Source organism: Paenibacillus borealis (genome assembly GCF_000758665.1).
Taxonomy (GTDB): domain Bacteria; phylum Bacillota; class Bacilli; order Paenibacillales; family Paenibacillaceae; genus Paenibacillus_AQ; species Paenibacillus_AQ borealis.
On the sequence record NZ_CP009285.1, the window covers coordinates 1,942,738 to 1,965,262 of the forward strand.

Consider the following 22,525-nt stretch of genomic DNA (forward strand, 5'->3'; position numbering starts at 1 on the left):
ATCCCGGAAGCTTTTATAATGAGTCACAGTTTACTGAATTTTATGAAGAATTGTAATCAAAAACAAAAGGAGCTAATACAATGAACATTTCTGAACAAGTAGCATTTGTCACTGGAGCAAACCGGGGTCTTGGCCGTCAGCTCACTCTTGAACTTCTGTCCAGAGGGGTTAAAGTATACGCTGGTGCAAGAAATCCGGAGACCATTGATATTCCTGGAGCTACACCTGTAAAGCTTGATGTTACAAAACCAGATGAGGTTGCAGCAGCAGCACTCTTTGCTAAAGATGTTACACTTTTAATCAACAATGCAGGATCATCTACAGGCGCTTCTTTGCTGGAAGGGGATGTGGGAAAAATACAGTTGGAATTTGATACGCATTTCTTCGGTACGCTATCCATGGTTCGTGCTTTTGCACCAATCATTGAAAAAAACGGGGGAGGATCGATTTTGAATATTCTGTCCGCATTGTCTTGGTTTAGTTCGGGAACAGCGGGGGCTTATACAGCTGCGAAGGCTGCAGCATGGGCATTGACGAACGATTTACGTTTAAACTTGTATCCTCATAATGTTAGAGTAGCAGGATTACATGTAGGCTTTATGGAGACAGACATGACAACCGGTATAGATGCCCCCAAATCGAACCCTTCAGATATCGCAAAAATAGCTATTGATGGCATCGAATCTGGCAGCTTTGAAATTCTTGCTGATGATACCAGCCGGATGTTACAAGGCGCACTTGCAGGTGGCATTTCTGCACTATACCCACATCTTACTTAATCATATTTTCTTGGTAAACAAATTTAAAGAGGAGTGTTAATAATGGAAAAACTGTGGACTAAAATAAAAGTTGGCAATGTGGAGTTACCGCATCGTTTAGCAATGGCACCAATGACACGCAGCAGAGCAGAGGAAGATGGTACACCGGGAGAATTAAGCTCCCTGTATTATGCTCAAAGAGCATCGATGGGACTTCTTATTACAGAAGGTGCACAACCTTCTGATGATGGTCAAGGTTACTTAAGAACACCTGGAATCTATACGGAAAAGCATATTGAAGGGTGGAAAAAGATTACTGATGCCGTGCATGAAGCAGGCGGGTATATTTATATTCAATTAATGCATGTCGGTCGTGTGTCGCACCCTGACAATACTCCTCATCATCGGCAGCCCGTTGCACCCTCTGCAATTGCACCAGGAGTAGAAACGTTTACGGCTACAGGCATGCAGGCTATCCCCGTACCGCGTGAGTTGAGTAAAGAAGAGATTCAAATAACCATTGCAGATTATCGTAAAGCTGCGGCCGCTGCTATTGAAGCAGGCGCTGACGGCGTTGAAATTCATGGAGCAAATGGCTATCTAATCAACCAATTTATCGGTGAAAATTCCAATAAACGTACGGATGAATATGGTGAATCAATAGAAAATCGAGCTCGCTTCGCGATTGAAGTAGCAAAAGCCATCATTGACGAGATCGGGGCAGAGAGAACTGGCTTCCGCATTTCGCCAGGGACCCCTCTTGGCGGGATTCAAGATGGTGAACAAGGTCCTGATCTTTATCGTTATCTTACGCAGGAATTAGCAAAATTGAATTTAGCTTACCTTCATATTATGCACCTCGGAAACGATGAATTGCTTCAAGATATTCGTTCCTTATGGACGAATCCGTTGTTAGTCAATCGGGCTGGACGGGGACTGGAGAATATTGGTGTTGATATCGAGAGTGGTGTTGCTGATCTGGCACCTATTGGGGTATGGTCATTGGCTAATCCGGATTTTGTGGAACGACTTAAAGCAGGCGCTCCAATAAATGAAGCAGATCCTGCAACATTTTATGGTAGTGGAAGCAAGGGTTATACGGACTATCCTACGTTGAAAGAATTGGAATCGCAGAAGGGCTAAGGTATTTGCTTGAGGTGATTACATTGGGAAGAACCAAAGAATTTGAAATTAATGAAGTGTTAGATAAAGCGGTACAGTTATTTTGGAAGCAAGGTTATGAGAAAACCTCCATGCAGGATTTAGTAGATTTTATGGGAATTCACAGGAGAAGTATCTATGATACTTTTGGCGATAAGCACGCTTTGTATATGAGGGCACTTAAGCGGTATGAGTCTACTCAAGACAAGAAATTGAGATTGTTAGTTGAAAGGCAAGAACCTGTAGGATGCTTCATTGTTAATTCGGGTGTTGAGCTGGGAGTGCTTGATCCGGAAGTTGCATCTCTTGTTAGAGCCTCACTGGAGCCGGAGGCCATTTCACATTATCTGATGAATGCCTGGTTAGGACTGGGACGATGGTGAAAACAGCAACAGAGCAAAGGAAATTAACAAGTATTATGCATACCATACTGAACACTCTGGATTGAATAGTTCTCAGTGAAAAACACGACTTTTCTCTAGGGTCGGAGAACTGCTTTATTTGCATCATGTTATGGTGATACCCCAATTCAATGGTCCATAAGTTCAAATTGGATATGAAAATAAGAAATGTTCAATTCTTTTAATAGCAATATCACATATTCGCAGAAGATAACAATAGAGAGTTCAAAAAGCGACTTGTCTGCGGATGAGTTGCTTTTATTATTTTAAACTAGGTAGCCTATAGTCAGCTAGACTATAAAATTTATTCATACTAATTTGGTATGGATAGTTGATATTTTGACTTCATGCAGTTATAATCCTATTAATCATCAATGAGTAACAACGAAAATTCAGGCATCACTGAAAGGATGAATGTAGTGGCACTGGAATCGCAACTTCTACAGCTCGAGTATGAATTCTTAAAGGCCCTGGGGAATGCCGAAGCTCCACTTGGCGCCAGCACCCTGGTACATACACTGGGGAAGAAATATGATCTCAGCCAGGCGACCATCGGCCGCAAGCTGATGGAATTCGATATCGAGGGCTACACGGTCCTTGAAGGCCGAAAAGGGCGTATTCTGACGGACAAGGGAAGCGGGCGCGTTGCTTATCTGGAAAAAGTGCTGCAGCAGAAAAATGTGAATTCCCAGCTCCTGCAGCTATTGAATAATTCGGGAGAGTCCGCGCTGCTGGATGTGCTTGTGGCCAGAAGGGCGCTGGAGCGGGAGATTGCCTCACTGGCTGCACAGCGGGCGACAAAAGAAGAAATCAAGCTGCTGGAGGCTTCTGTTGCCGCCCAGCACGAGCTGTTATCACAAAATATCATTCCGTATGAAGAGGACCGTGAATTTCATACTTTACTTGCGCTTGCAGCTCGTAATGAGGTACTGCTCCATGCGGCTCAGCTGGTATGGCAGACGGGCAGGGATTTCCTGGAAACCGCTTATATCCGCCGTAAGGTGGGCAGTGAGCTTGTTGTTGATCACCGTAAAATTCTGGATGCTGTTGCTGCGGGTTCTGCTGAACAGGCGGAAGCGGCTATGGTTACGCATATCAATCAAATGATTGAGGATGTCAAACGTTATTATGCTATACAAAATCAGGAACAACGCCATTCGTAAATGCTTTATATGAAGGAGTGGAATTTGTGGAGACCAATTACCGCTTAGGCATCGATATCGGCGGAACCTTTACGGATGCCATCGTAACAGACGGACAGGGGCAGGTTGTCGTTACGCTCAAAACACCCTCAGTAGCCGATGCTCCGGAACAGGCGATTTTTCATACATTAGAGCAACTGCAGTCCAGGGGGGTGGATACCCGCAAAATCGAACTTTTCGTGCATGGTACTACACTCGGGGTAAACACGCTGATCGAACGCAGTGGTGCTGTAACCGGGCTGCTGGTGACCAAAGGCTTCCGGGATGTACTCGAAATACGCCGCTTGCGGCTTGAAAATACAACCAACCTCTATGGGGATAAAACGCAGCCGCTTGTCCCCCGCCAGCTTGTAAAAGAAATCGATGAACGGCAGCTTGCAGACGGCAGAGTGCTGACGGAGCTGGACCCGGAGGATCTGGTTCAGGCCGTGGACGAATTGGTGCAGGAGGGAGTTACGGCACTGGCGATCAGTTTCCTGCACTCTTATGCCAATTCCGGGCATGAGCAACTGGCCGAACAGCTGATCCGTGAGCGTTATCCGCAGCTGTTCATCTGCAGAAGCAGCGCAATCTGGCCCCAGCAGCGTGAATACGAGCGGACGCTGGCCACGGTGATGAATGCTTATGTAGGCGAACGGATGGGTTCTTATTTCAACCGTCTGCAAGCCGGAATCGGACAATACGGAGTAGCGGCGACGCTGCTGTCCACGATGTCCAACGGTGGCATGATGACCGCCGCCCGCGCTGCGGCCGAACCGGTAAGGACGCTCTTGTCCGGACCGGCCTCCGGTGTAATCGGCGCAACCTATATCGCGGAACAGGCAGGGATCAGTCAGGTCGTTACCTTCGATATGGGCGGGACAAGCGTAGATGTCGCCTTGATCGACAAAGCACCGGCCTACTCTACGGAGAATCAGGTGGGTGATTTCCCGGTCATTATTCCGGCAGTAGATGTGACTGCCATCGGAGCGGGCGGAGGTTCCATAGCCTGGGTTGATTCGGTAGGGGTACTGAAGGTAGGGCCGCGCAGTGCAGGCGCCAAGCCGGGACCGGCCTGCTACAACCGGGGCGGCGAGCAGGCAACAACTACTGATGCCTATCTCCATCTGGGCATTCTGCAGGCAGACCGCTTTCTTGGGGGTCAGATGCGGCTGTTTCCGGAACTGGCTGAACATGCGCTTACGCGTTTAGGCGACCAGCTAGGGCTGAATGCCACGCAGACTGCGCAGGCCATTCTGGATGTGGCCACCGCGAATATGTATGCCCAATTCTCGCCGTTGATGGCGCGAAAGGGAGTCGATCCCCGCGACTTCACTTTGCTAGCCTATGGCGGAGCGGGCCCCATGCACGCTTTTCTGATGGCGCGCGAGGTTGGCATCCGCCGGGTGCTGATTCCACCGTCTCCCGGAACTCTTTGTGCAATGGGCTGTACGGTTGCCAATCTGCGCAATGACTTTGTCTTCACGCTCCACAAGAGCAGCCGTGGACTGGCCGCCGGTGAACTTAAGACCCAGTTCTCTGCGCTTGAGCAACAAGGACGCCACTGGATCGGGGAAGAAGCCCGGGGCGGAGTGAAGCTGGGCGGTACCTACGTCATTTACAGTGCTGATATGCGGTATGAAGGACAGGCATTTGATTTGGAGGTTATGCTCTCGGATTCCGAGATTTCCGCCCCTGAAGAAGCCAAGGATAAGTTCCACCGCCAGTATGAATCTGTCTTCGGTATCAGCCAGCCGGAGGCGGAAGTCATGTTCGTCAATCTGCGAACAAGCATCGTCGGGCTTTTGCCAAGCAAGATCACGGCAGCTCTTCCGCAGGCAGAGGGCATTGGAAAACCTGTTGAGACCCGGAGAATCACGTTTGACGGACTGGAGTATCAGGCAAAGGTGCTGAGCCGGGAGCATCTGACAGCAGATGAAGAAATCTCCGGTCCGGCTATCCTTGAGGAATACGATACGACAGTCTTTATTCCTCCCGGCTACACGATACACGGAGATGCTAACGGAAATATTATCGGGGAGGCAGATCAATGATTGCGGATAAAGTCTTCCTGGAAATCTTCAACAACCGGATTCAGGCTGCCGTAGAGGAAATGGCTAATGTCGTGCTGCGCACCGGATTCACCGCTTTTGTCAAAGAAACCGGCGATTTCGGCACCTACCTGTTATCGCCGGAAGGCGAGACGTTTGGTTCCCCGCTGGATACGGGATACAACCTGTCGCTGGGAATCCCTGCGGCTACCGCCATCCGGGCAATCGACCATTGGCAGGAAGGCGACATGGTTATCTGCAACGATCCCTACACCACAGGAGGGATGGTTACCCATCTGCCGGATATCCACTTGCTCAAGCCTTATTTCCATGATGGCAGGATTATTGCCTTCGGCCTCTGCTTCGTGCATTCCTCGGATGTCGGCGGCAAGGTTCCGGGCAGCGTATCGCCAAGCGCTTATGACATTCATATGGAAGGCATCCGGATTGCGCCGGTCAAGCTGTATGAAGCCGGCCGCCTTAATGAGCAGGTGCTCCGGCTGCTGCTGGATAACAGCCGGATACCTGAGCAGAACCTTGGCGATCTCAAGGCGCTTATGGCAGCGCTGAATAGAGGGGAGCAGCGTTTGAAGGAGCTGATTGTCAGATATGGTGCTCAGCAGGTGGAACAAGGCATTGAGAATCTGCTTGAATATGCGGAGCTTAAAGCCCGGACGATCATTCAGGACATACCCGATGGCTCTTATGACTTCTGGGACTACCTGGAGAAGGGCCCCGGCGGCTATCCGATCCGGCTGCGCTGCCGCATGACGATCACCGGCACGGATATCCATCTGGACTTTAGCGGAACCGACCCGCAGGTTAGAGCCTCGTTTAATATTCCGACGCATAACCAGCAGGGTCACTATATGCTTGTGCCTGCTTTGATCCGCTACTTCCGGACCCTTGATCCGACGATTCCCTGGAATTCAGGCATGGTTAGGATGGTGCGCAACTACGCGCCCCCGGCATCGGTGCTTAATCCGGAACCGCTGGCGGCGGTAGGTGCTAGAGCGGCGACCTTTATCCGGGTGATGGATGTCATTACCGGTGCGCTGAGCCAGGCGCAGAGCAGTAAAGTTCCGGCTGCGGGTGCGGGTCAAGCCTGTATTGTCATGATGGCGATGACGGATGCTTCCGACGGCAAGAGCAAGGTCGGCGTGATCCAGCCGGTCTGCGGCGGATCGGGAGCCAGACCGATGAAAGACGGAATTGACGGGATGGATTTTGCCGTAGGCCATTTGCGGAATATCCCGGCTGAAACCGTTGAGGCGGAGATGCCGGTGCTGATTGAACAGTACGGTCTGCGGGCGGATTCAGCCGGAGCCGGCAAATTCAGAGGCGGCAGCGGCATTGACTTGCGCGTTAGGATCCTCAGTCCGGATACCGTGATGACCGCAAGAAATATGGAACGGATGGAATTTCAGCCCTGGGGCCGCCTGGGAGGCGGTGTAGGAGAGCATGGAGAAGCGATTTTGAATGAAGGCCGGCCAGATGAACGCAACCTTGGCCGGATTGATGAGCTTCTGCTCCAGCCGGGGGATACCGTGACCTTCCTCTCCCAGGGCGGCGGAGGATATGGCAGTCCGTATGAGCGGGACCCGGCACTCGTACTGAACGATGTGCAGAAAGGGCTTTTGTCAGTAGAGCAGGCCCGTGAATGCTACGGTGTAGTGATAAATGGCAATACCATAGATGAAGTGTTCACCAGACTGCTGCGTGTGGGGCTTCATAACAATGGGGAGGCATTCAGCTTCGGGGAAGCCCGGACCGAATTTGAAACACTGTGGACGGATGAGATGCAGCTCGCAGTGAATGCTGCCTTGAGCAGCTATCCACTGGCGCTTCGGGATTATTTGAAGAGACAGACAATGGCTGAAGCCGAGCGTATGGTGGCCGCAGGTCATCCGGTTTCACCTTCAGCAGTTCCAGGAATAATGGAAGAATTGCGCGGGGGAATAGGGCTGCGCTGATAACTTCAGCCGCTGGTGACCATATGGAAACTAAATTACAACTAATAGTAAACAACCTGGAGGAGAGAAACCAATGAGTATTCAAAAACCTAAGCGTTCCTATATCTTACCTGCCGTGTCGCTTGCCATGATGCTGGCACTCTCGGCTTGCGGAGGGGGAAACAATGCGAATAACGCTGCCGGAAACAATGCTGCGGGGAACCCGGACAATTCCCCGGCAGCCGGCAGTGGAGAAAAAGTAAAGCTGACCATGTTTATCTGGGCCGGCTCCAATCAGGATGTGGTTCCCAAGGAAGTCGTAGCTGAATATGTGAAAAACCATCCGAACGTTGAGGTGACCTTCGAAGAATCCTCCAATTCTGTAATGTATCCGAAAATGCTGGCAGGCAAGCAGGCTGACGCTAACAATCCGATTGTAAACTTCGGGTATTTCAATGCGGATGCTTCGGCGAAGGGCCTCAATGACGATATGTGGGAGCCGCTGGATCCGGCCATTGTGACAAATATGAAGGATATTCCCGAATCCTTCCATACCGCAGACAACAAGGGCATCGTCTGGGGAGTGTCTAGCTTTGCGCTGGTCTACAACAAGGACCTGGTGAAGACACCGCCGACAAGCTGGAACGATCTGTGGGGAAGCGAAGAGTTCAAAGGCAAAACTGCATTGTGGGATTACATGTTCTATTCTTATCTGTCCCCGCTTCTGGCTGTGAAGGGGGAAGAGCTCGGCGCATCCTACGAGAATCCGGAACCGGCCTTCCAGTTCTGGGCGGACAACAGCGATCAGATCGGAACGCTGGTTACCTCGAACGATCAGCTTAAGGGTCTGCTGGATTCAGGCGACGCTCTGATTGCTCCATTCAGTGCACAGGTAGCACAGACATGGATTGATGGCGGATCCCCGTTGGCTGTAGCTTACCCTGAGGAAGGCGCGATTTCCTTCCCTTATTCCCTGCAGGTTGTCAAAGGCTCCACACCAGAGCAGGAAAAAGCGGCCAACGAGATCATTAATGAGCTGCTTAGCGCAGAAGCGCTGTCCCGTTATGCCGAGGTAACAGGAACTCCTGTTACAAGCACAGCTGCAGCTATCCCGGATAAATACAAGGATGATCCATCCTTCTCCGTTGAAGAACAGAGCAAGGGAATTAATCCGGACTGGGATTCACTGGCCAAGAACAGCTCTGCCTGGAAGGATCTATGGGATCGTCTGGTCAAAACAGAATTATAATCCGGCAGCTGTCATCAACCGAATAGATAGGAGATGAGCACAATGAGCGGCGGAGTGGGGCCGATTGCAATCGAGACGCGGGACGTGATCAAGCGTTATGCGGGAAATACTGCCGTTAATCAGGTGTCGCTACAGGTGAAACGGGGAGAATTCGTCTCTCTCCTCGGGCCTAGCGGCTGCGGGAAAACCACGCTGCTCCGGCTTCTCGGCGGTTTGGAGCAGCCTGATGAGGGTGCTGTGCTGCTCTCAGGACAAGATGTCTCGGGTATTCCGGCTTATGGCCGGAATACGAATATGATTTTTCAGCAGCTGGCATTGTTTCCCCATATGGATGTCTTCAACAATATCGCTTATGGCCTGAAGGTCAGAAAAACGCCGAAAAGCGAAATCAAACGGCGTGTTCAGGACATGCTGGAACTGGTACAGCTCGGTGATTACAGCCGGCGTGCCATTTCCCGGCTGTCCGGCGGGCAGGCGCAGCGTGTTGCTATTGCCCGCGCTTTGATTAACAAGCCGGAAGTTCTCCTGCTGGACGAGCCGTTGTCAGCACTGGATATGCAGCTGCGGCTGGATATGCAGCGGGAGCTGAAACGGATACAGCGCGAATTCGGCGGTACGTTCATTTTCGTTACCCATGATCAGAATGAGGCGATGAACATGTCGGACCGCATTGGTGTCATGCGTGACGGCAAGCTGCTTCAATACGGGACGCCCGATGAAATCTACGAACGGCCGGTCGACAGCTTTGTAGCCAAATTCATCGGCGATACGAACCTGCTGCAGGTTAAGATGCTGGTTGAGGAAGAGGGCCGGGTCTGGGTTCAAGCGGGCGGCTTGAAGCTTGCCGTACGGCCGCAGGAAGGACTCCCGGCGATTTCTGCGGGCAGTAAGGCCTCGCTTTCCATCCGTTACGAGTACCTCCGGACCGGAGAAGCGGCAAATAGCTGCGTCAACCGTCTGGAAGGCATAGTCACCGAGAGTGTGTATGGCGGTGCAAGCATCCGGTACACGCTGGATATGGGCGGCCATATCCAGCTGCAGGCCAGCAGTCTGTATCAGCGGGGAGATGCCCGGTATGCGCCAGGAGATTCGCTGCTAATCGGGTTCAATCCCGAAGACGGACTGCTTCTGCCCAATGAGGCATCCGTTCACAGGGAGAGTTCCTTATGATGCGGGCAACCGGCAAGCTCATAGGATTGTTCTCCCCAGGGAAGCGTACCTGGGCGGCACAGCTGCTGCTGCTTCTGCCGGCACTTGTTCTGATGGGTGTCGTCTATCTGGGAGGTCTGCTGATCTTCGGCCGGTACAGTTTTGATCTCTATGAGAACGGGCGGCTGATCAGGGGCTGGAATCTGGATTCCTACCGTGCTTTCCTTGGTGATCCCTATTATTGGACCCTGATTGGCACCACCTTTAGAGTCGCCGCCAAGGTTACCTTATGGAGCCTGCTGCTTGCCTATCCGCTGGCCTACTGCATTGCCGGATTGAAGCGGGCGGGACTGAAGCAGACCCTCTTGCTGCTCACGTTTCTTCCGCTTCTGGTCAGCGCTGTTGTCAGATCATACGGATGGCAGCTGCTGCTGTCCAAGCAGGGCTTCATGAACTGGCTGTTTGTACACCTCGGCCTGACGGACAGCGGTTTTGAGATGATGTACAATGAGACCGGTGTGGTCGTTGCACTGGTACATATCTTTTTGCCGTTTATGGTGTTTCCGCTCTTGAATGTGCTAACCCAGTCTGACGACACGCTGAAGGCGGCGGCCCATGATCTGGGTGCAGGCAAATGGCGCACGTTTCTCACCATTACACTGCCCTTGTCCGCGCGGGGGATTGCCAGCGGAGTGCAGATCGTCTTTACACTCTGCCTGACCGCATTTACAACCCCGCAGCTGATCGGAGGCGGGCGCGTCATGACGCTTCCGGTACTGATTTATCAGCGCACACTGGATACGAACTGGCCGATGGCAGCCGTAGCGAGCCTCTTTTTATTTGTTTCGTCAATCCTCGTCTCAATGATTGTGAACAAGGGAGCCGACTGGCTGATGTTCCGGCGTACCCGGGAGGAAGGACAGAGCCATGCCTAAAAAAACACGGGATTACAAGTGGATTCTCTATGTATGTGCCGGTGCGGTCGGGCTGTATCTGCTTCTTCCGCTGTTGATGATCCTGCTGACCTCCGTGAGCAGCGGTGCCTCCAGCAAGTTTCCGCCCGAGGGGCTGACACTGGAATGGTACAGCCGTCTGGGGGATCAGAAGCAATTCCTGGAAGCCTTCCGGAACAGTATTCTTGCTTCGGCGGGTGCAGTTTTGCTGGCTTTGGTTACAGGTACTCTGGCTGCACTGGCCATTGTACAATATCCTTTTCCGGGCAGAGGGCTGTTGCGCGCCTTTTTTATGTCGCCAATGGTAATGCCCAAGATTACACTGGGCGTGGCATATCTGATTCTGTTCTCAAAGATGCACATCGCCGGAGGACTGTTTGCCCTGATCCTGGGGGAGGCGGTCATCGTCTTGCCGTTTGTCCTGTCTATTGTAGGAAGCGCTCTGGCCAATCTGAATCCGGCCCACCGCGAAGCTGCTGCGGATTTGGGTGCGGGTCCATTTCGCATTTTCTTCACGGTTACGTTGCCGCAGCTGCAGCTTTCACTTCTTCTGGCAGGCTCCATTGCCTTTGTCTTCACCTTCGATCAGGTTGAGACGGCATTGCTTATTCTGCGTCAGGGAAGTTATACCTTGCCTATTCAGCTCTTTCTGTATATGGAAAAATGGCAGGACCCTACGGTCGCCGTTGTGTCCGTGGTGCTGATTGCCTTTGCACTTGCCCTGTTCTTTGCAATCAAGCTGGTCATCCGTTCCGCACCGGGCGTGGAAAACATGCTCGGCAGCAGAACGAATAAAAGGAGGTCTTGAACCTGATGGACAAGCCAATTTCGATGCCTGTTTCAGGAGTGAACCGGACACGTGCCGCTGAATTGATGGCTGCCAGCAGTTTGGCTGCTCTCGTAGCGACCACGCCGGAAAATATCAACTATATTCTAGGATCCCAGCTGCGGGCCAGCAACTGGACCATGCAAATCTATGCGGTGCTGCCACAGGAACCGGATGCCCGTCCCTGTGTCATTATTCCAACCAATCGGCTGGGTGTAATCGCGCAGATGGGGATTACCGGCGCGGATTTATATGTGTACAGCGACTTTTTTGTGGAGGGATCTATCGAAGGCAAGCCATCCACGCCGGATATTGATCTCTTTTACTCGTTGCTGCAGAATACGACAACCCATGCGGGACCGATTGAAGCCTTGGAGGCGGCACTTGAGCAGCTTGGCCTCAAAGGACAAGCGGTCGGCGTGGATGAGATGAGAATTGCTCCGGATCTGCTTGCCAAATTTGCTGGTGGACTTCCCGGAGGACAAGCTATGCCTGCGTATAAACTGTTCCGTCAAATCCGCCAGATCAAAACACCGTTTGAAATCGAACGTCTGCGGCAGTCTGCGGTTCTGAATGAAGCTATCGAGCAGCAACTAATCGATCTGATCGCCGCAGGTGTGCACGAGAAAGAGTTGGCCGAACATTACCGGCTTGCCGTGATGAGAGCAGGCGGCACCCCCGCAATGACGGCGGTCGGTGCAGGGCCGCGCAGTGCTCTTCCGCTGATCGAGAATTATTTCCGCGTCATCGAGCCTGGGGATCAGATCCGATTTGACCTGTGTCTCCAGTTGGACGGGTATTGGGGAGATACCGGCAGAACCGTTGTACTAGGAGAAGCCACCCCTTGGATGGAACATCACTTTCAGGCGGTACGCAGCGGCTGGGAGCAGGCACTTGAAATGGTCCGTCCCGGCGTGAAAGCGTCCGATGTCTTCCAGGCAGCCGTAGCCAGAGTTCAGAAGGAAGGTATTCCCCATTACCGGCGCCAGCATGTGGGACATGCCATCGGCCTGGAATTGTACGACGATATCACCCTGTCGCCCGGGGATCACCGTGTTCTGGAGCCTGGGATGGTGCTGTGTGTGGAAGTTCCTTATTATGAACTGGGCGCAGGCGGATTTCAGATTGAAGACACCATCGTAGTAACAGCGGACGGCTATGAGTTTCTGACACAGATGGAACGCAAGCTGTTCCGCAAATAACAAGGGAAGGTTCCGGTCAACCGGTCCTGTTCCGACAACCGGAGCTTCTCCAGCGAAGAAGGTTGGAAGCAATGAAGATTCAGCAGGGTTCAAAATCGTTTCGCAATGTTAGCCTTGCATTGTTTGCCGGAGGGTTTGTCACCTTCGCGCTTCTTTACACCCTGCAGCCGTTGATGCCGGAAATTACCGGAGCGTTTGGAATCACGCCGACAGAATCCAGCTTAACACTGTCCGTCACAACTATTTCCATGGCACTGACCATGCTGTTCATCGGTTCCGTATCCGATGCCGTTGGCCGCAGAGCGATTATGACAGCGTCGCTGGTCGCCGCTTCCGTGATCGCCATTATCTCCGCCTTCAGCCCGTATTTCCCTGTGCTGCTGCTGCTGCGCATCCTGCAGGGGATTGCACTGGCCGGATTGCCGGCTATTGCAATGACCTATCTGGTGGAAGAGATTGATCCTGCCAGTCTGGGTTATGCGATGGGATTATATATCAGCGGCAATTCCATCGGAGGGATGGCCGGCCGGATCATCAGCGGGTTACTCACAGACTGGTTCGGCTGGCGGGCGGCGGTCGGTGCGATTGGCTTGCTGGGTCTGGCCGCAGCTATGATATTCTGGCTGGTGATTCCGGCTTCTCGCCATTTCGTGAAGCAGACAGGCAAGCTAAATCGGGTTATTCCGCTGCTATGGTCACAATGCCGCAACCCTCGGCTCCTTTGCTTGTATGGGCTGGGCTTTTTGCTGATGGGCAGCTTTGTCACGTTATTCAATTATATAGGCTTCGAACTGACAGGTGAACCGTACAACCTTAGCCAGTCACTGGCCGGCAGCATTTTTGTCGTTTATCTGATGGGGACCTTCAGTTCCACTTGGATGGGACGGCTGGCTGACCGGTATGGACGTACCGGTGTCATCATGCTTGCGCTGGCCATTATCTTAACGGGAGCCCTTTGCACACTGCATCCCCTCCTATGGGTCAAAATCATCGGTTTGGCGCTGTTCGCCTTTGGTTTCTTCGGAGGACATTCCATTGCCAGCAGCTGGGTGGGCCTGGTGGCCGATGAGCATAAGTCGCAGGCCAACGCGCTGTATCTCTTTTTCTACTACGTGGGCTCCAGCGTGAGCGGTACGGGCGGCGGGGTGCTGTATGGCAGTTTCGGCTGGGGCGGCATCATCAGTATGATAGCAGCTTATGTGGCTTTAAGCCTGTTGCTATGCAGTTTCCTGGTGCGTAAGAGCTGGCTTGGACACCGGCGGTGAGGAGCAGACACAGCGGGAGATTACGAAGGATCAGGGGATCTCGCGGAGTTATGTGTCGCGGATAGAGAAAAGGGCGCTCATGAAGCTATCATGAGTTTTATAAGGCGAAGCGTTAACTGGAGAAATAAAAGATAACCAGCGGGAATGAGAGATTGAAGTCTCAATCCTACTGGTTATTTGTATGACAATAATATTGGGCTTGTTTCAATTCATTAATCTGTGGATCAAGCAATACTTTGAGTTCAGCATCCAGCTTCAATGCACGAACCAGCATTAAGGCTGCTTCTGCGCGGGTTACATTATGGATCGGGTTAAAAGCATTGTCATCGGCACCTTGGATGATGCCCGAGGATTTTGCTTTGGAAATGGCTCTTTCAGCCCAATTCCCTTTAATATCAGGGAACGATTCGCTATTATCCTGGATATTGCTGTTGAGCATTCTCATCAGCAATGTAACCATTTCTGCTCGCGGTCTCCTCTGAATATTTAAATGGTTTGATAATTCCAACAGAATTCTACATAATCTTTACAATTTCTACGAATTGTTTCTAGGAGAATCGTAATAGACCATGCGCAAGAAAAGGGCATGCCTCTAAATGTTACAGATGATATGATGGAACTAAACCTGCATTGAAATGAATAAAGATAAGGCTGAGAAATGGAGTAGAACCTCAAGATGAGAAAAATGCTAATGGGCCTGATACTGGTAGGCTTCGGTTGCTTTGCTTTATTATTCGGTTTAGTGAAAGCCTCTGATCATAAAGCCCAGAACCGCACTCCCGCGCAGCATGGTGTGCTCGATTTGAGCGCATGGGATTTTCAAGGAGAACAGGTCGTTTCGCTGGATGGACAATGGGAGTTTTATTGGGATCAGCTGCTCAGGCCGGGGGGAGCACCTTCTGTTTCTCCTGGATATATGCAGGTACCCGGTTTTTGGAAGCATGCGAATGAAGACGGGGGGCTAAATAGCCAAGGAGCCGTTACCTACCGCCTAAAGGTTAAGCTTGAGCCTTCGGCAACGATGTATGGGCTTAGAATATCCAACATCCGCATGGCAAGCGAGATCTACGTGAACGGGAACAGGGTTGCCGGCAGCGGTAAGCCCGCGGAATCCGAAAGCCTGTATAGGTATGAGAATAAACCGTACAACGCCTTTTTTACGGTACAGGGAGATACGGCGGAGATCATCATCCACGCGGCAAATTATGAGAATTCGCAGGGCGGGATTCCTTATAGCATTTATTTCGGGAGCGCCGGTGGAATTCATAAGCTGAATACCCATACGACCATTCTGAATTTAATTATGATTGTCTCTCTCCTTATGCTCGGGTGCTATCAGCTTAGTGTATTTATTATACGGAGAGAGGAAAGAGGGCTGCTCTATTTCGGACTCAGCTGCATTATTATCGCCTGGTCTTTTGCCAGCAACGGTGACCGGATTCTGGTTGAGTATGTGGATCTGCCGCATGAGATTTATTATAAGATTCAAGCCGTATCGCTGTATCTCTCGCTGATCACGATGGTTATGTTTATCAAGAATATGTGTACAACCATGATTCCTGAGTGGTTAATTAAAAGCGTTGTCCGCGTCACTGCCCTGTATATCAGCTTTGTGCTGCTCACTCCGTTTCAATGGTATTCACGTTTCAATGCGGTATTCAGCTATCTGCAATTAGTCATCTATGTCATCATTCTGGGATTGATGCTTCATTCGTACCTGAAGGGCAGGTATGGAGATTTCAGCAAGCGGACACTGCTCCTCTTTATATTGGCCTTAGGCGGATATGTAGTAGGGTTGTTCGATTACGGGTTGTATTTGAGCAGCATGACGCCTAATTACACCCTAGGATACTGCTCCATCCTGATTTTTTGTTTTCTGGCATCGTTCCTCCTGTCTTACCGGTATTCGGAAGCCTATAAGACGATAGAAGGAATGGCTATAAAGCTGCAGCAGGCGGATAAGCAGAAAGATGAGTTTCTGCTGCATACCTCACATGAGTTCCAGACTCCGCTTCACGGAATCATTAATTTATCCCAATCTATGCTTGAGACAGGAGCTGGAGCAGAAGCAGAGGCAGGAGAACTGAGCGCAAGCCATATCCAGAATCTGTTCCTGATCAGGGATACCTCCAGAAGGCTATCGGGACTGGTTCACGACATTCTTGATCTGGAGAAAATCAAGCGCAACGAGCTGAACGTTCATCTGTCAGCTGTTGATGTCCGTGTGTCCGTCTCTCTTGTATTCGATTTATTTCAGGTTCTGATTACTGGTAAAAAAATCAGATTTGTCAATGCCGTGCCGGAGCATCTGCCCCTTGTCTATGCGGATGAGGACCGGCTCAGGCAAATCCTCCAGAATCTGGTCGGCAATGCGGTGAAGTTTACTCATGAAGGCATGATTACAATTAAGGCTCAGGTGGAGGAAGGGCAGATCAAAGTTAGGGTTGAGGATACCGGCGTAGGGATGAACTTATCCGACTGGGATGCGGTATTCCAGCCGTTTGAACAAGCGCACTCTCCGGAGGAGTATGGAGGAACAGGACTGGGGCTGTTCATTAGCAGGAAGCTGCTGCACTTGATGAACGGAACCATCAAAGTGGAATGGTCAGAACCGGAGCAGGGGACCTGCATGGCTTTTACACTTCCAATTGCCGAAGAAGCCCGCAATTCGCTCACGCTAATGGAAGCATCCAAGGAATCACCTTCCATAAACGAAGAGTGGGGCATGGCAGAATTACCAAGCCGCAGCAAGAGTAAATTCACGCTGCTGGCCGTAGATGATGAACCGTCCAATCTTCAGGTTCTGTCCCGGGTCTTCGCCAATGAACCGTACGAGGTGCTCTGGGCGACAAACGGGCTGGAGGCCCTGGAAATGTTACAGAAACGTTCGGATATTGACCTGGTTCTGCTGGATGTGATGATGCCCAAATTGTCGGGTTTTGAAGTCTGCAGAGAGATCCGCAAGCAATTTTCCCTGTTTGAGCTGCCGGTTGTATTGCTGACGGCTCGTAACGGAAATAGCGATATTGCCACCGGCTTTAAGGCAGGGGCGAATGATTTTATTATCAAGCCGTTTGATGCTGCAGAGGTCAGGGCCAGAACGGAAACGCTCCTGAAGCTTAAGAAGTCCGTGGAAGACGCTTTGAAAGCAGAGGTGGATTTTCTCCAGTCGCAGATCAAACCGCATTTCTTGTTCAACTCTTTGAACTCAATTATTGCTTTATGCCGGACAGACGGCGCTCGTGCGGAGAAGCTGATTATGCATTTAAGCAATTACTTAAGAAGAAGCTTTGACCCGAAACCTGACAGCTTTGTCTGGATTGAAGACGAATTACAGCTGGTTGATGCTTACGTGCAGATCGAAGAAGCCCGGTTTGAGGAGAGGCTTACTGTTGTATATGATGTGGACCCGCAGGTTCTGAAGAAAAAGATTCTGCCGCTGACGATACAGCCTTTGGTAGAGAATGCAATCCGGCATGGGGTAACGAAGAAAATGGAGGGAGGAACGGTCAGAATCTCCATCTCCCTGGACAAGGATACGGTTTATGTAGAAGTGTGGGATAACGGGGGCGGTATCAGTGAGACGGGAATCCAAGCCTTATGGACAAGCGAAAGGGCTTCTTCCGAAAGACGGGGAGTTGGACTCGTAAATATTCAGCGGAGACTCAAGCATTTTTATGGAGAAGCATTACAGGTATCCAGTGAAGAAGGAGAATGGACAAGCGTTCGGTTTCAGTTCAAAATTTAACCTTGCGTGCAAGCTTCTGAAGAGGGAAGGAACATTCATGAGAGTTGTAATTGTTGACGATGAACGGCTGGCGGTCCAGCGGCTTGTGCAAATCCTGGAGTGCCGTGACGATGCCGAAGTGGTTGGGGCATTTACCAAATATACAGACCTTTTGCAGGAATTCACCCGTCTAAGACCTGATGCGGCCTTTCTGGATATTGATATGCCCGGAATGAACGGGCTGGAATTGGCCGCATCCTTAATTGAGCTTGACGAGCACCTGGAAATTGTATTTATTACGGCTTATGATCAATATGCACTGGAGGCCTTCCGCGTAAATGCTGTCGATTACCTGCTCAAGCCGGTTGACGAAGATGCTTTGGGACGTACCCTTCAACGGCTCAATAGGCGAAAAGGCCACACCCGGGTTAGTCAAAGCATTGGCCGTTCCGCTCCGCAAATAGAATGTTTCGGACATTTTTATGTTCACCCTTCAAGTGGGAACGGTCCTGTAGATTTTCCGACCGCTAAGGCGGAGGAACTGCTGGCTTTTCTGCTGATTCACAGGAATACGAATGTTTCCAAATGGGTCATATGCGAGAGCCTGTGGCCGGAGCATGATCCTCATAAGGCGGAGCAGAATTTGCATACGACAGTATTTCGCATGAAGAAGACCTTGCTTGAGAGCGGACTCTCCATCCAATTGACCTCCAAAAAAGGCCATTATTATTTTCAACTGCTTGGAGAGTGTGACTATATCCGGTTCGAGGAATTGAAGAAGGAAGGGACAATACGGCTTACCGGCAAGGCTGCAGATGCGGAACATATCCTCAGGCAGTACAGAAGGCCTTTATTCGGATACAAGGATTACCCGTGGTGTGAGGCTGCAAGGGAGCAGGCGGATCTGAGCTTTAGGGAGATGTCCAAAGCTCTGGCACGTTCCTATATGCAGGCAGGAGAATTCCGGCTGGCCCACGACTTCCTGAACTTTATGCTGTCCCTTATTCCTTACGATGAAGAGGCACATGAGCTGATCCTCCGCATCTATCTGCACTGGAAGGACCGGGCAGCTTTTTATAAGCATTACGATAAAATGAAAGCAGTCTTGCAGCAGGAAGTCGGCGTTGAGCCGCCCGCGTATCTTGAATCGCTGCTCCAGGAACTCATGAAGGACTCCTGATGAGGAACTCCATACTCACTGCTCTTCAATAACTCTGAGACCTTTCGTACCCGGAAGGACGCTCAGAGTTTTTTTGTGTAACCCGGCAATGCGTGTTTATGAAAGGTTTCCTGTAAGCGTTTTGTAAGAATTGTCGAATAGAATGAGTGTTGGAGCCTTTTGTCGAATGATTGGGAGATTCGGTGATTGGATCGGGGGATTCGTATAATTTATTTTGGAGGGAACAGGATGGGGAGTTTATTTAAAAGAAAAGCCAAGCGAATGATATCAGGGCTGGCGCTATTTTCGCTGTTAGCGTCCTTAGTAGGGGGTAACGTAGGGGTTGCGAGAGTGCATGCCGATGAACCTTTATTTATGGTAAAGCTGACTACTGCACAGGATAAGGTGTATCATGCGGGTGACATTGTCCCGGTAACGGTATCCCTAAAGGAATTTGCAGAAGATTTGGAGCCGCTGAACGGCGGTGTGAAGTACATGGAATTTGCGGTTCAGTATGACCAAACTGTGTTTACTCCGGTCACTGCAATATTTAATGGCTCGGAGATTGTTAGGAATACGGCACCTGCGGCAACTAAAAATAACTACTCGATTGGGAACCCGTATATTGTTAAGGATGAGCTTACGGGTGTTCATGAAATTAAATTCAGCCTGACCAGCAAAATTAATGCTGCACTTATACAGGCAGATGCAGAACTGATAACTTTTCAGCTGAAGGTAAACGATGCTTATAATCCTTCTCCTGCGTCAAAAATCAGTGTCAACTCCGGGCACTCATCTGTTAGGGGTGGGAACAATACCGAGGTGCATTTGTCTAATCTTAGACTCCCGGCGTTAAATGTCAAGGTGAATACCGGCTTAAGACTGCAGGCAGCTTCAACAGATTTGTTTGTCGGAGACGAGGTCCGTCTCGGATTATTAGGCAAGGATGGGGATGTAGGAGCAGATGCGGCCTGGGATTCTACAAACCCTGAGGTGGCGACTATAGATAAGGGGATACTGACTGCTGTTGCAGCAGGAACCACCCAGATAACAGCAGCATACGGAGAGCTGTATGATTCTTTAACCTTTACTGTTAAAGAACCGTCAGTTACAGGTTTTGAACTGGATCCAGAGGAAGTAACGGTGCATGTTGGAGAGAAGGTACCTTTTCCCGAGGCATATGAGATCTATGATAATGGAAATTCAATAATTACAACCAGCACTATTAACCTGGACAGCGACACTACACTCGTAGCTCTTAGAGACGGGAGTATGTACGCCGTTGCAGAAGGTACTGCAATCTACAATGCAACGTTAGAAGGAAAAGAGCTTACACCGCAGACGTATACGGTAACGATTCTTCCGGCGGCAGAGAACGGTTTATCTCTGAGTGATAACGACTTCACACTGGAAGCAGGTCAATCACGAAGTATAAAAGCCTATGCAACATATACAGATGACTCCAAAGTTCCACTTGAATTATCACAAATAAGATGGTATACCTCGGATTCAAATATAGCTGAGGTTGATGATACTGGAACTATTACAGCTATCGCCCCGGGTATAGCCACAATCAAAACCCTGTATAATGGCTATGAAGCTGAACTTAATGTAACCGTTACGGCAGCAGGCGACAATTCAGGCGGAGGCACCGGTCCCGGAACACCGACCGATCCCGGTACGGGAACGCCGACTGATCCCGGCACCGAGCAGCCATCTAAGACTGAAACGGGGATTGCGCTCCTTCCAAAGGATAAGTATTTGCTTGCAGCAGCAAGTTCACAGTCTATAGCTGCTTATCAGGAATTCAGCGATGATACGACAGAGCCGCTTTCAGCTGAAGACGTACAATGGTGGTCCACTAATGAATCCGTCGCTACGGTTAATGAAGAAGGTTCGGTTACTGCGGTAGCCAAAGGCGTATCGGTTATTACGGCAAAGCATAATAAGTTCGAAGCCAAAATCATTGTAATCGTGTATACAGCAGACACAGGAAACATTACGGCATTTAAGATTGCCGGCGCCTCCGGTTCCAGCACGGTGCCGGTACACGGTACGTATGCCTTGACGGCGTCTGTGACGTATGCCGATAACTCTCAAAAAGATGTAACGCAAGATGCGGTTTGGATCAGTTCAAATCCGGCTGTGTGTACGGTTACGGATGGGGTTGTAGCCGGGATATCTCCCGGTACGGCGGAACTGAAGCTCTACTATGCGGGTAGAGAAACCAATTATGAGGTCACTGTCATAGCAGGAAGCACACCTGACGAATCATCAGGGGGAAATACCTCCGGTGGGAATACCTCCGGTGGGAATACTACGGGCGGCAACACCGCAACGAATGCAAATACTACAACCGGAACAATCATCACTGGCAGCATACCAGTCACCACTATGCCTGTACAGCCGTCCACTCCATCAGTGACCGAAGTGTTTAACACAAAGGTGTTACGTCCTGAAGCGGTGGTCAGCAAAGTACGAAACCTAGTATCTGCGGCTACACCTGCTGCCAGATTCCAAGAACCGGCAGATGTTAAAGGGAACTGGGCAGCGAAAACAATCGACATATTCCTCAAGCTTAATATCATTAAAGGCTACACAGACGGATTGGTGAAGCCTAATCAGGCCATTACCCGCGCCGAATTTGTGGGTATCCTGTCCCGCATCTTTGAAGTGGAAGGGACAAGCATTGTATCGTTCAAGGACGTAACGGGCAGCAACTGGGCCAAAGCGGCAATCGGGCAATTTGCAGCTGCGGGCATCATTAATGGTTATGCAAATGGTGAGTTCCGGCCAAACCAGATGATTACACGGGAAGAAATGGTGATCGTGCTTAGCCGGGTGATTAACCTGGAAAGCCTGGCAACAGATGCTGCGAAAGGCGGCTTCAGCGATATTCAAGGAGCCAAAGCGGCCGTCAGCATCCAGCAGGCGGCACAAGCCGGAATCATCAGCGGCTTCAGCGGCGGCACCTTTGCGCCGGAAGGTAACGCTACACGTGCGGAAGCGTTAACGATGATTCTGAACGCCTTGAACCTGAACGGACAAATCAAGACGATGCTGGATACTTTGAAATAAATAAAATAAAATTATAGCCCTGAATCGGGCGATTGAAAGAACGGCAGAGATGCCGTTCTTTTTGTTGTGCGTGGACAGGTAATAATTCTATCTCCGGACAGGTCGGATAAAAGCCAGAGCACTATTCCACTTGAAGGTTGAGAGATCGTAGCGAGGATTCGCATTAGAGTAGATTTGCCGGCTCCGTTCGGCCCCAGTAAACCTACAATTCCCGGCTTGAATTGCAGGTTAATGTTCTGTAATGCCCATGAGCGTGTCTTGTATTGCTTATTCAGCTGTTGGATTTCGAGCAGCAGGGTCTTGCCTCCTAAGGAAATTTGATAATTGTTAGACGATGAATTGCACCCACCCCCTGCAGTTCAAGGGATGTATCTAATGCTGTAGATTCTAGTAAGATTTATGAAGAATGAAGC

The 22,525-nt window shown here is 50.5% G+C and carries 16 protein-coding genes and 2 pseudogenes; 16 read left to right on the forward strand and 2 right to left on the reverse strand.

Annotation, left to right across the window (positions count from 1 at the left end):
• Window positions 1–80: 80 nt before the first annotated feature.
• The 13 genes and pseudogenes from PBOR_RS08220 to PBOR_RS36130 form a co-directional block, all read left to right on the forward strand.
• On the forward strand, window positions 81–779 hold the full coding sequence (locus tag PBOR_RS08220) for an SDR family oxidoreductase (RefSeq protein ID WP_042211239.1): 699 nt from the start codon (window positions 81–83) through the stop codon (window positions 777–779).
• Window positions 780–821: 42 nt separating this feature from the next.
• Window positions 822–1,901: an alkene reductase gene (locus PBOR_RS08225; RefSeq protein WP_042211240.1), complete on the forward strand. Its 1,080-nt coding sequence runs from the start codon at window positions 822–824 to the stop codon at window positions 1,899–1,901.
• A 23-nt stretch (window positions 1,902–1,924) separates the two neighbouring features.
• A pseudogene (locus PBOR_RS34930) lies at window positions 1,925–2,367 on the forward strand (TetR/AcrR family transcriptional regulator).
• A gap of 327 nt (window positions 2,368–2,694) precedes the next feature.
• The gene (locus PBOR_RS08235) at window positions 2,695–3,483 is read left to right on the forward strand and encodes an FCD domain-containing protein (RefSeq protein WP_245648082.1); all 789 of its coding nucleotides are present in this window, start codon (window positions 2,695–2,697) and stop codon (window positions 3,481–3,483) included.
• Between the two features lie 26 nt (window positions 3,484–3,509).
• Window positions 3,510–5,555 carry a hydantoinase/oxoprolinase family protein gene (locus tag PBOR_RS08240; RefSeq protein WP_042211242.1) on the forward strand — a complete coding sequence of 682 codons (2,046 nt, stop codon included), beginning with the start codon at window positions 3,510–3,512 and terminating at the stop codon, window positions 5,553–5,555.
• On the forward strand, window positions 5,552–7,525 hold the full coding sequence (locus PBOR_RS08245; protein ID WP_042211243.1) for a hydantoinase B/oxoprolinase family protein: 1,974 nt from the start codon (window positions 5,552–5,554) through the stop codon (window positions 7,523–7,525). The genes PBOR_RS08240 and PBOR_RS08245 overlap by 4 nt, the downstream gene beginning before the upstream one ends.
• 73 nt (window positions 7,526–7,598) lie before the next feature.
• Window positions 7,599–8,753 carry an ABC transporter substrate-binding protein gene (locus tag PBOR_RS08250; protein ID WP_042211244.1) on the forward strand — a complete coding sequence of 385 codons (1,155 nt, stop codon included), beginning with the start codon at window positions 7,599–7,601 and terminating at the stop codon, window positions 8,751–8,753.
• A 42-nt stretch (window positions 8,754–8,795) separates the two neighbouring features.
• On the forward strand, window positions 8,796–9,923 hold the full coding sequence (locus PBOR_RS08255) for an ABC transporter ATP-binding protein (protein ID WP_042211245.1): 1,128 nt from the start codon (window positions 8,796–8,798) through the stop codon (window positions 9,921–9,923).
• The gene (locus tag PBOR_RS08260) at window positions 9,920–10,837 is read left to right on the forward strand and encodes an ABC transporter permease (RefSeq protein ID WP_042211246.1); all 918 of its coding nucleotides are present in this window, start codon (window positions 9,920–9,922) and stop codon (window positions 10,835–10,837) included. Before PBOR_RS08255 ends, PBOR_RS08260 begins: the two co-directional genes overlap by 4 nt.
• Complete coding sequence (locus tag PBOR_RS08265; protein WP_042211247.1) at window positions 10,830–11,663, forward strand: ABC transporter permease; 834 nt, start codon at window positions 10,830–10,832, stop codon at window positions 11,661–11,663. Before PBOR_RS08260 ends, PBOR_RS08265 begins: the two co-directional genes overlap by 8 nt.
• A 5-nt stretch (window positions 11,664–11,668) precedes the next feature.
• Window positions 11,669–12,883 carry a M24 family metallopeptidase gene (locus PBOR_RS08270; protein ID WP_042211248.1) on the forward strand — a complete coding sequence of 405 codons (1,215 nt, stop codon included), beginning with the start codon at window positions 11,669–11,671 and terminating at the stop codon, window positions 12,881–12,883.
• A gap of 71 nt (window positions 12,884–12,954) precedes the next feature.
• Window positions 12,955–14,148, forward strand: a complete 1,194-nt coding sequence (locus PBOR_RS08275; RefSeq protein WP_042211249.1) for an MFS transporter — start codon at window positions 12,955–12,957, stop codon at window positions 14,146–14,148.
• A pseudogene (locus tag PBOR_RS36130) lies at window positions 14,123–14,264 on the forward strand (sigma factor-like helix-turn-helix DNA-binding protein); the annotation flags it as partial. The gene PBOR_RS08275 and the pseudogene PBOR_RS36130, both read left to right, overlap by 26 nt.
• A gap of 50 nt (window positions 14,265–14,314) precedes the next feature.
• Here PBOR_RS36130 and PBOR_RS08280 read toward each other — a convergent pair.
• Complete coding sequence (locus PBOR_RS08280) at window positions 14,315–14,608, reverse strand: S-layer homology domain-containing protein (protein ID WP_042211250.1); 294 nt, start codon at window positions 14,606–14,608, stop codon at window positions 14,315–14,317.
• A 216-nt stretch (window positions 14,609–14,824) separates the two neighbouring features.
• Here PBOR_RS08280 and PBOR_RS08285 point away from each other — a divergent pair, with 216 nt between their 5' ends.
• The 3 genes from PBOR_RS08285 (at window position 14,825) to PBOR_RS35350 (ending at window position 22,112) form a co-directional block, all read left to right on the forward strand.
• A complete protein-coding gene (locus PBOR_RS08285; RefSeq protein WP_042211251.1) occupies window positions 14,825–17,896 on the forward strand; it encodes a hybrid sensor histidine kinase/response regulator in 3,072 nt (1,023 codons plus the stop codon).
• A 37-nt stretch (window positions 17,897–17,933) separates the two neighbouring features.
• Window positions 17,934–19,055, forward strand: a complete 1,122-nt coding sequence (locus PBOR_RS36880; RefSeq protein WP_042211252.1) for a response regulator — start codon at window positions 17,934–17,936, stop codon at window positions 19,053–19,055.
• A 354-nt stretch (window positions 19,056–19,409) separates the two neighbouring features.
• A complete protein-coding gene (locus PBOR_RS35350; protein ID WP_218918890.1) occupies window positions 19,410–22,112 on the forward strand; it encodes an S-layer homology domain-containing protein in 2,703 nt (900 codons plus the stop codon).
• Between the two features lie 11 nt (window positions 22,113–22,123).
• On the opposite strand, the gene PBOR_RS36145 is transcribed toward PBOR_RS35350, so the two are convergent.
• Window positions 22,124–22,429, reverse strand: a complete 306-nt coding sequence (locus tag PBOR_RS36145) for an ATP-binding cassette domain-containing protein (RefSeq protein ID WP_342671123.1) — start codon at window positions 22,427–22,429, stop codon at window positions 22,124–22,126.
• Window positions 22,430–22,525 lie beyond the last annotated feature (96 nt).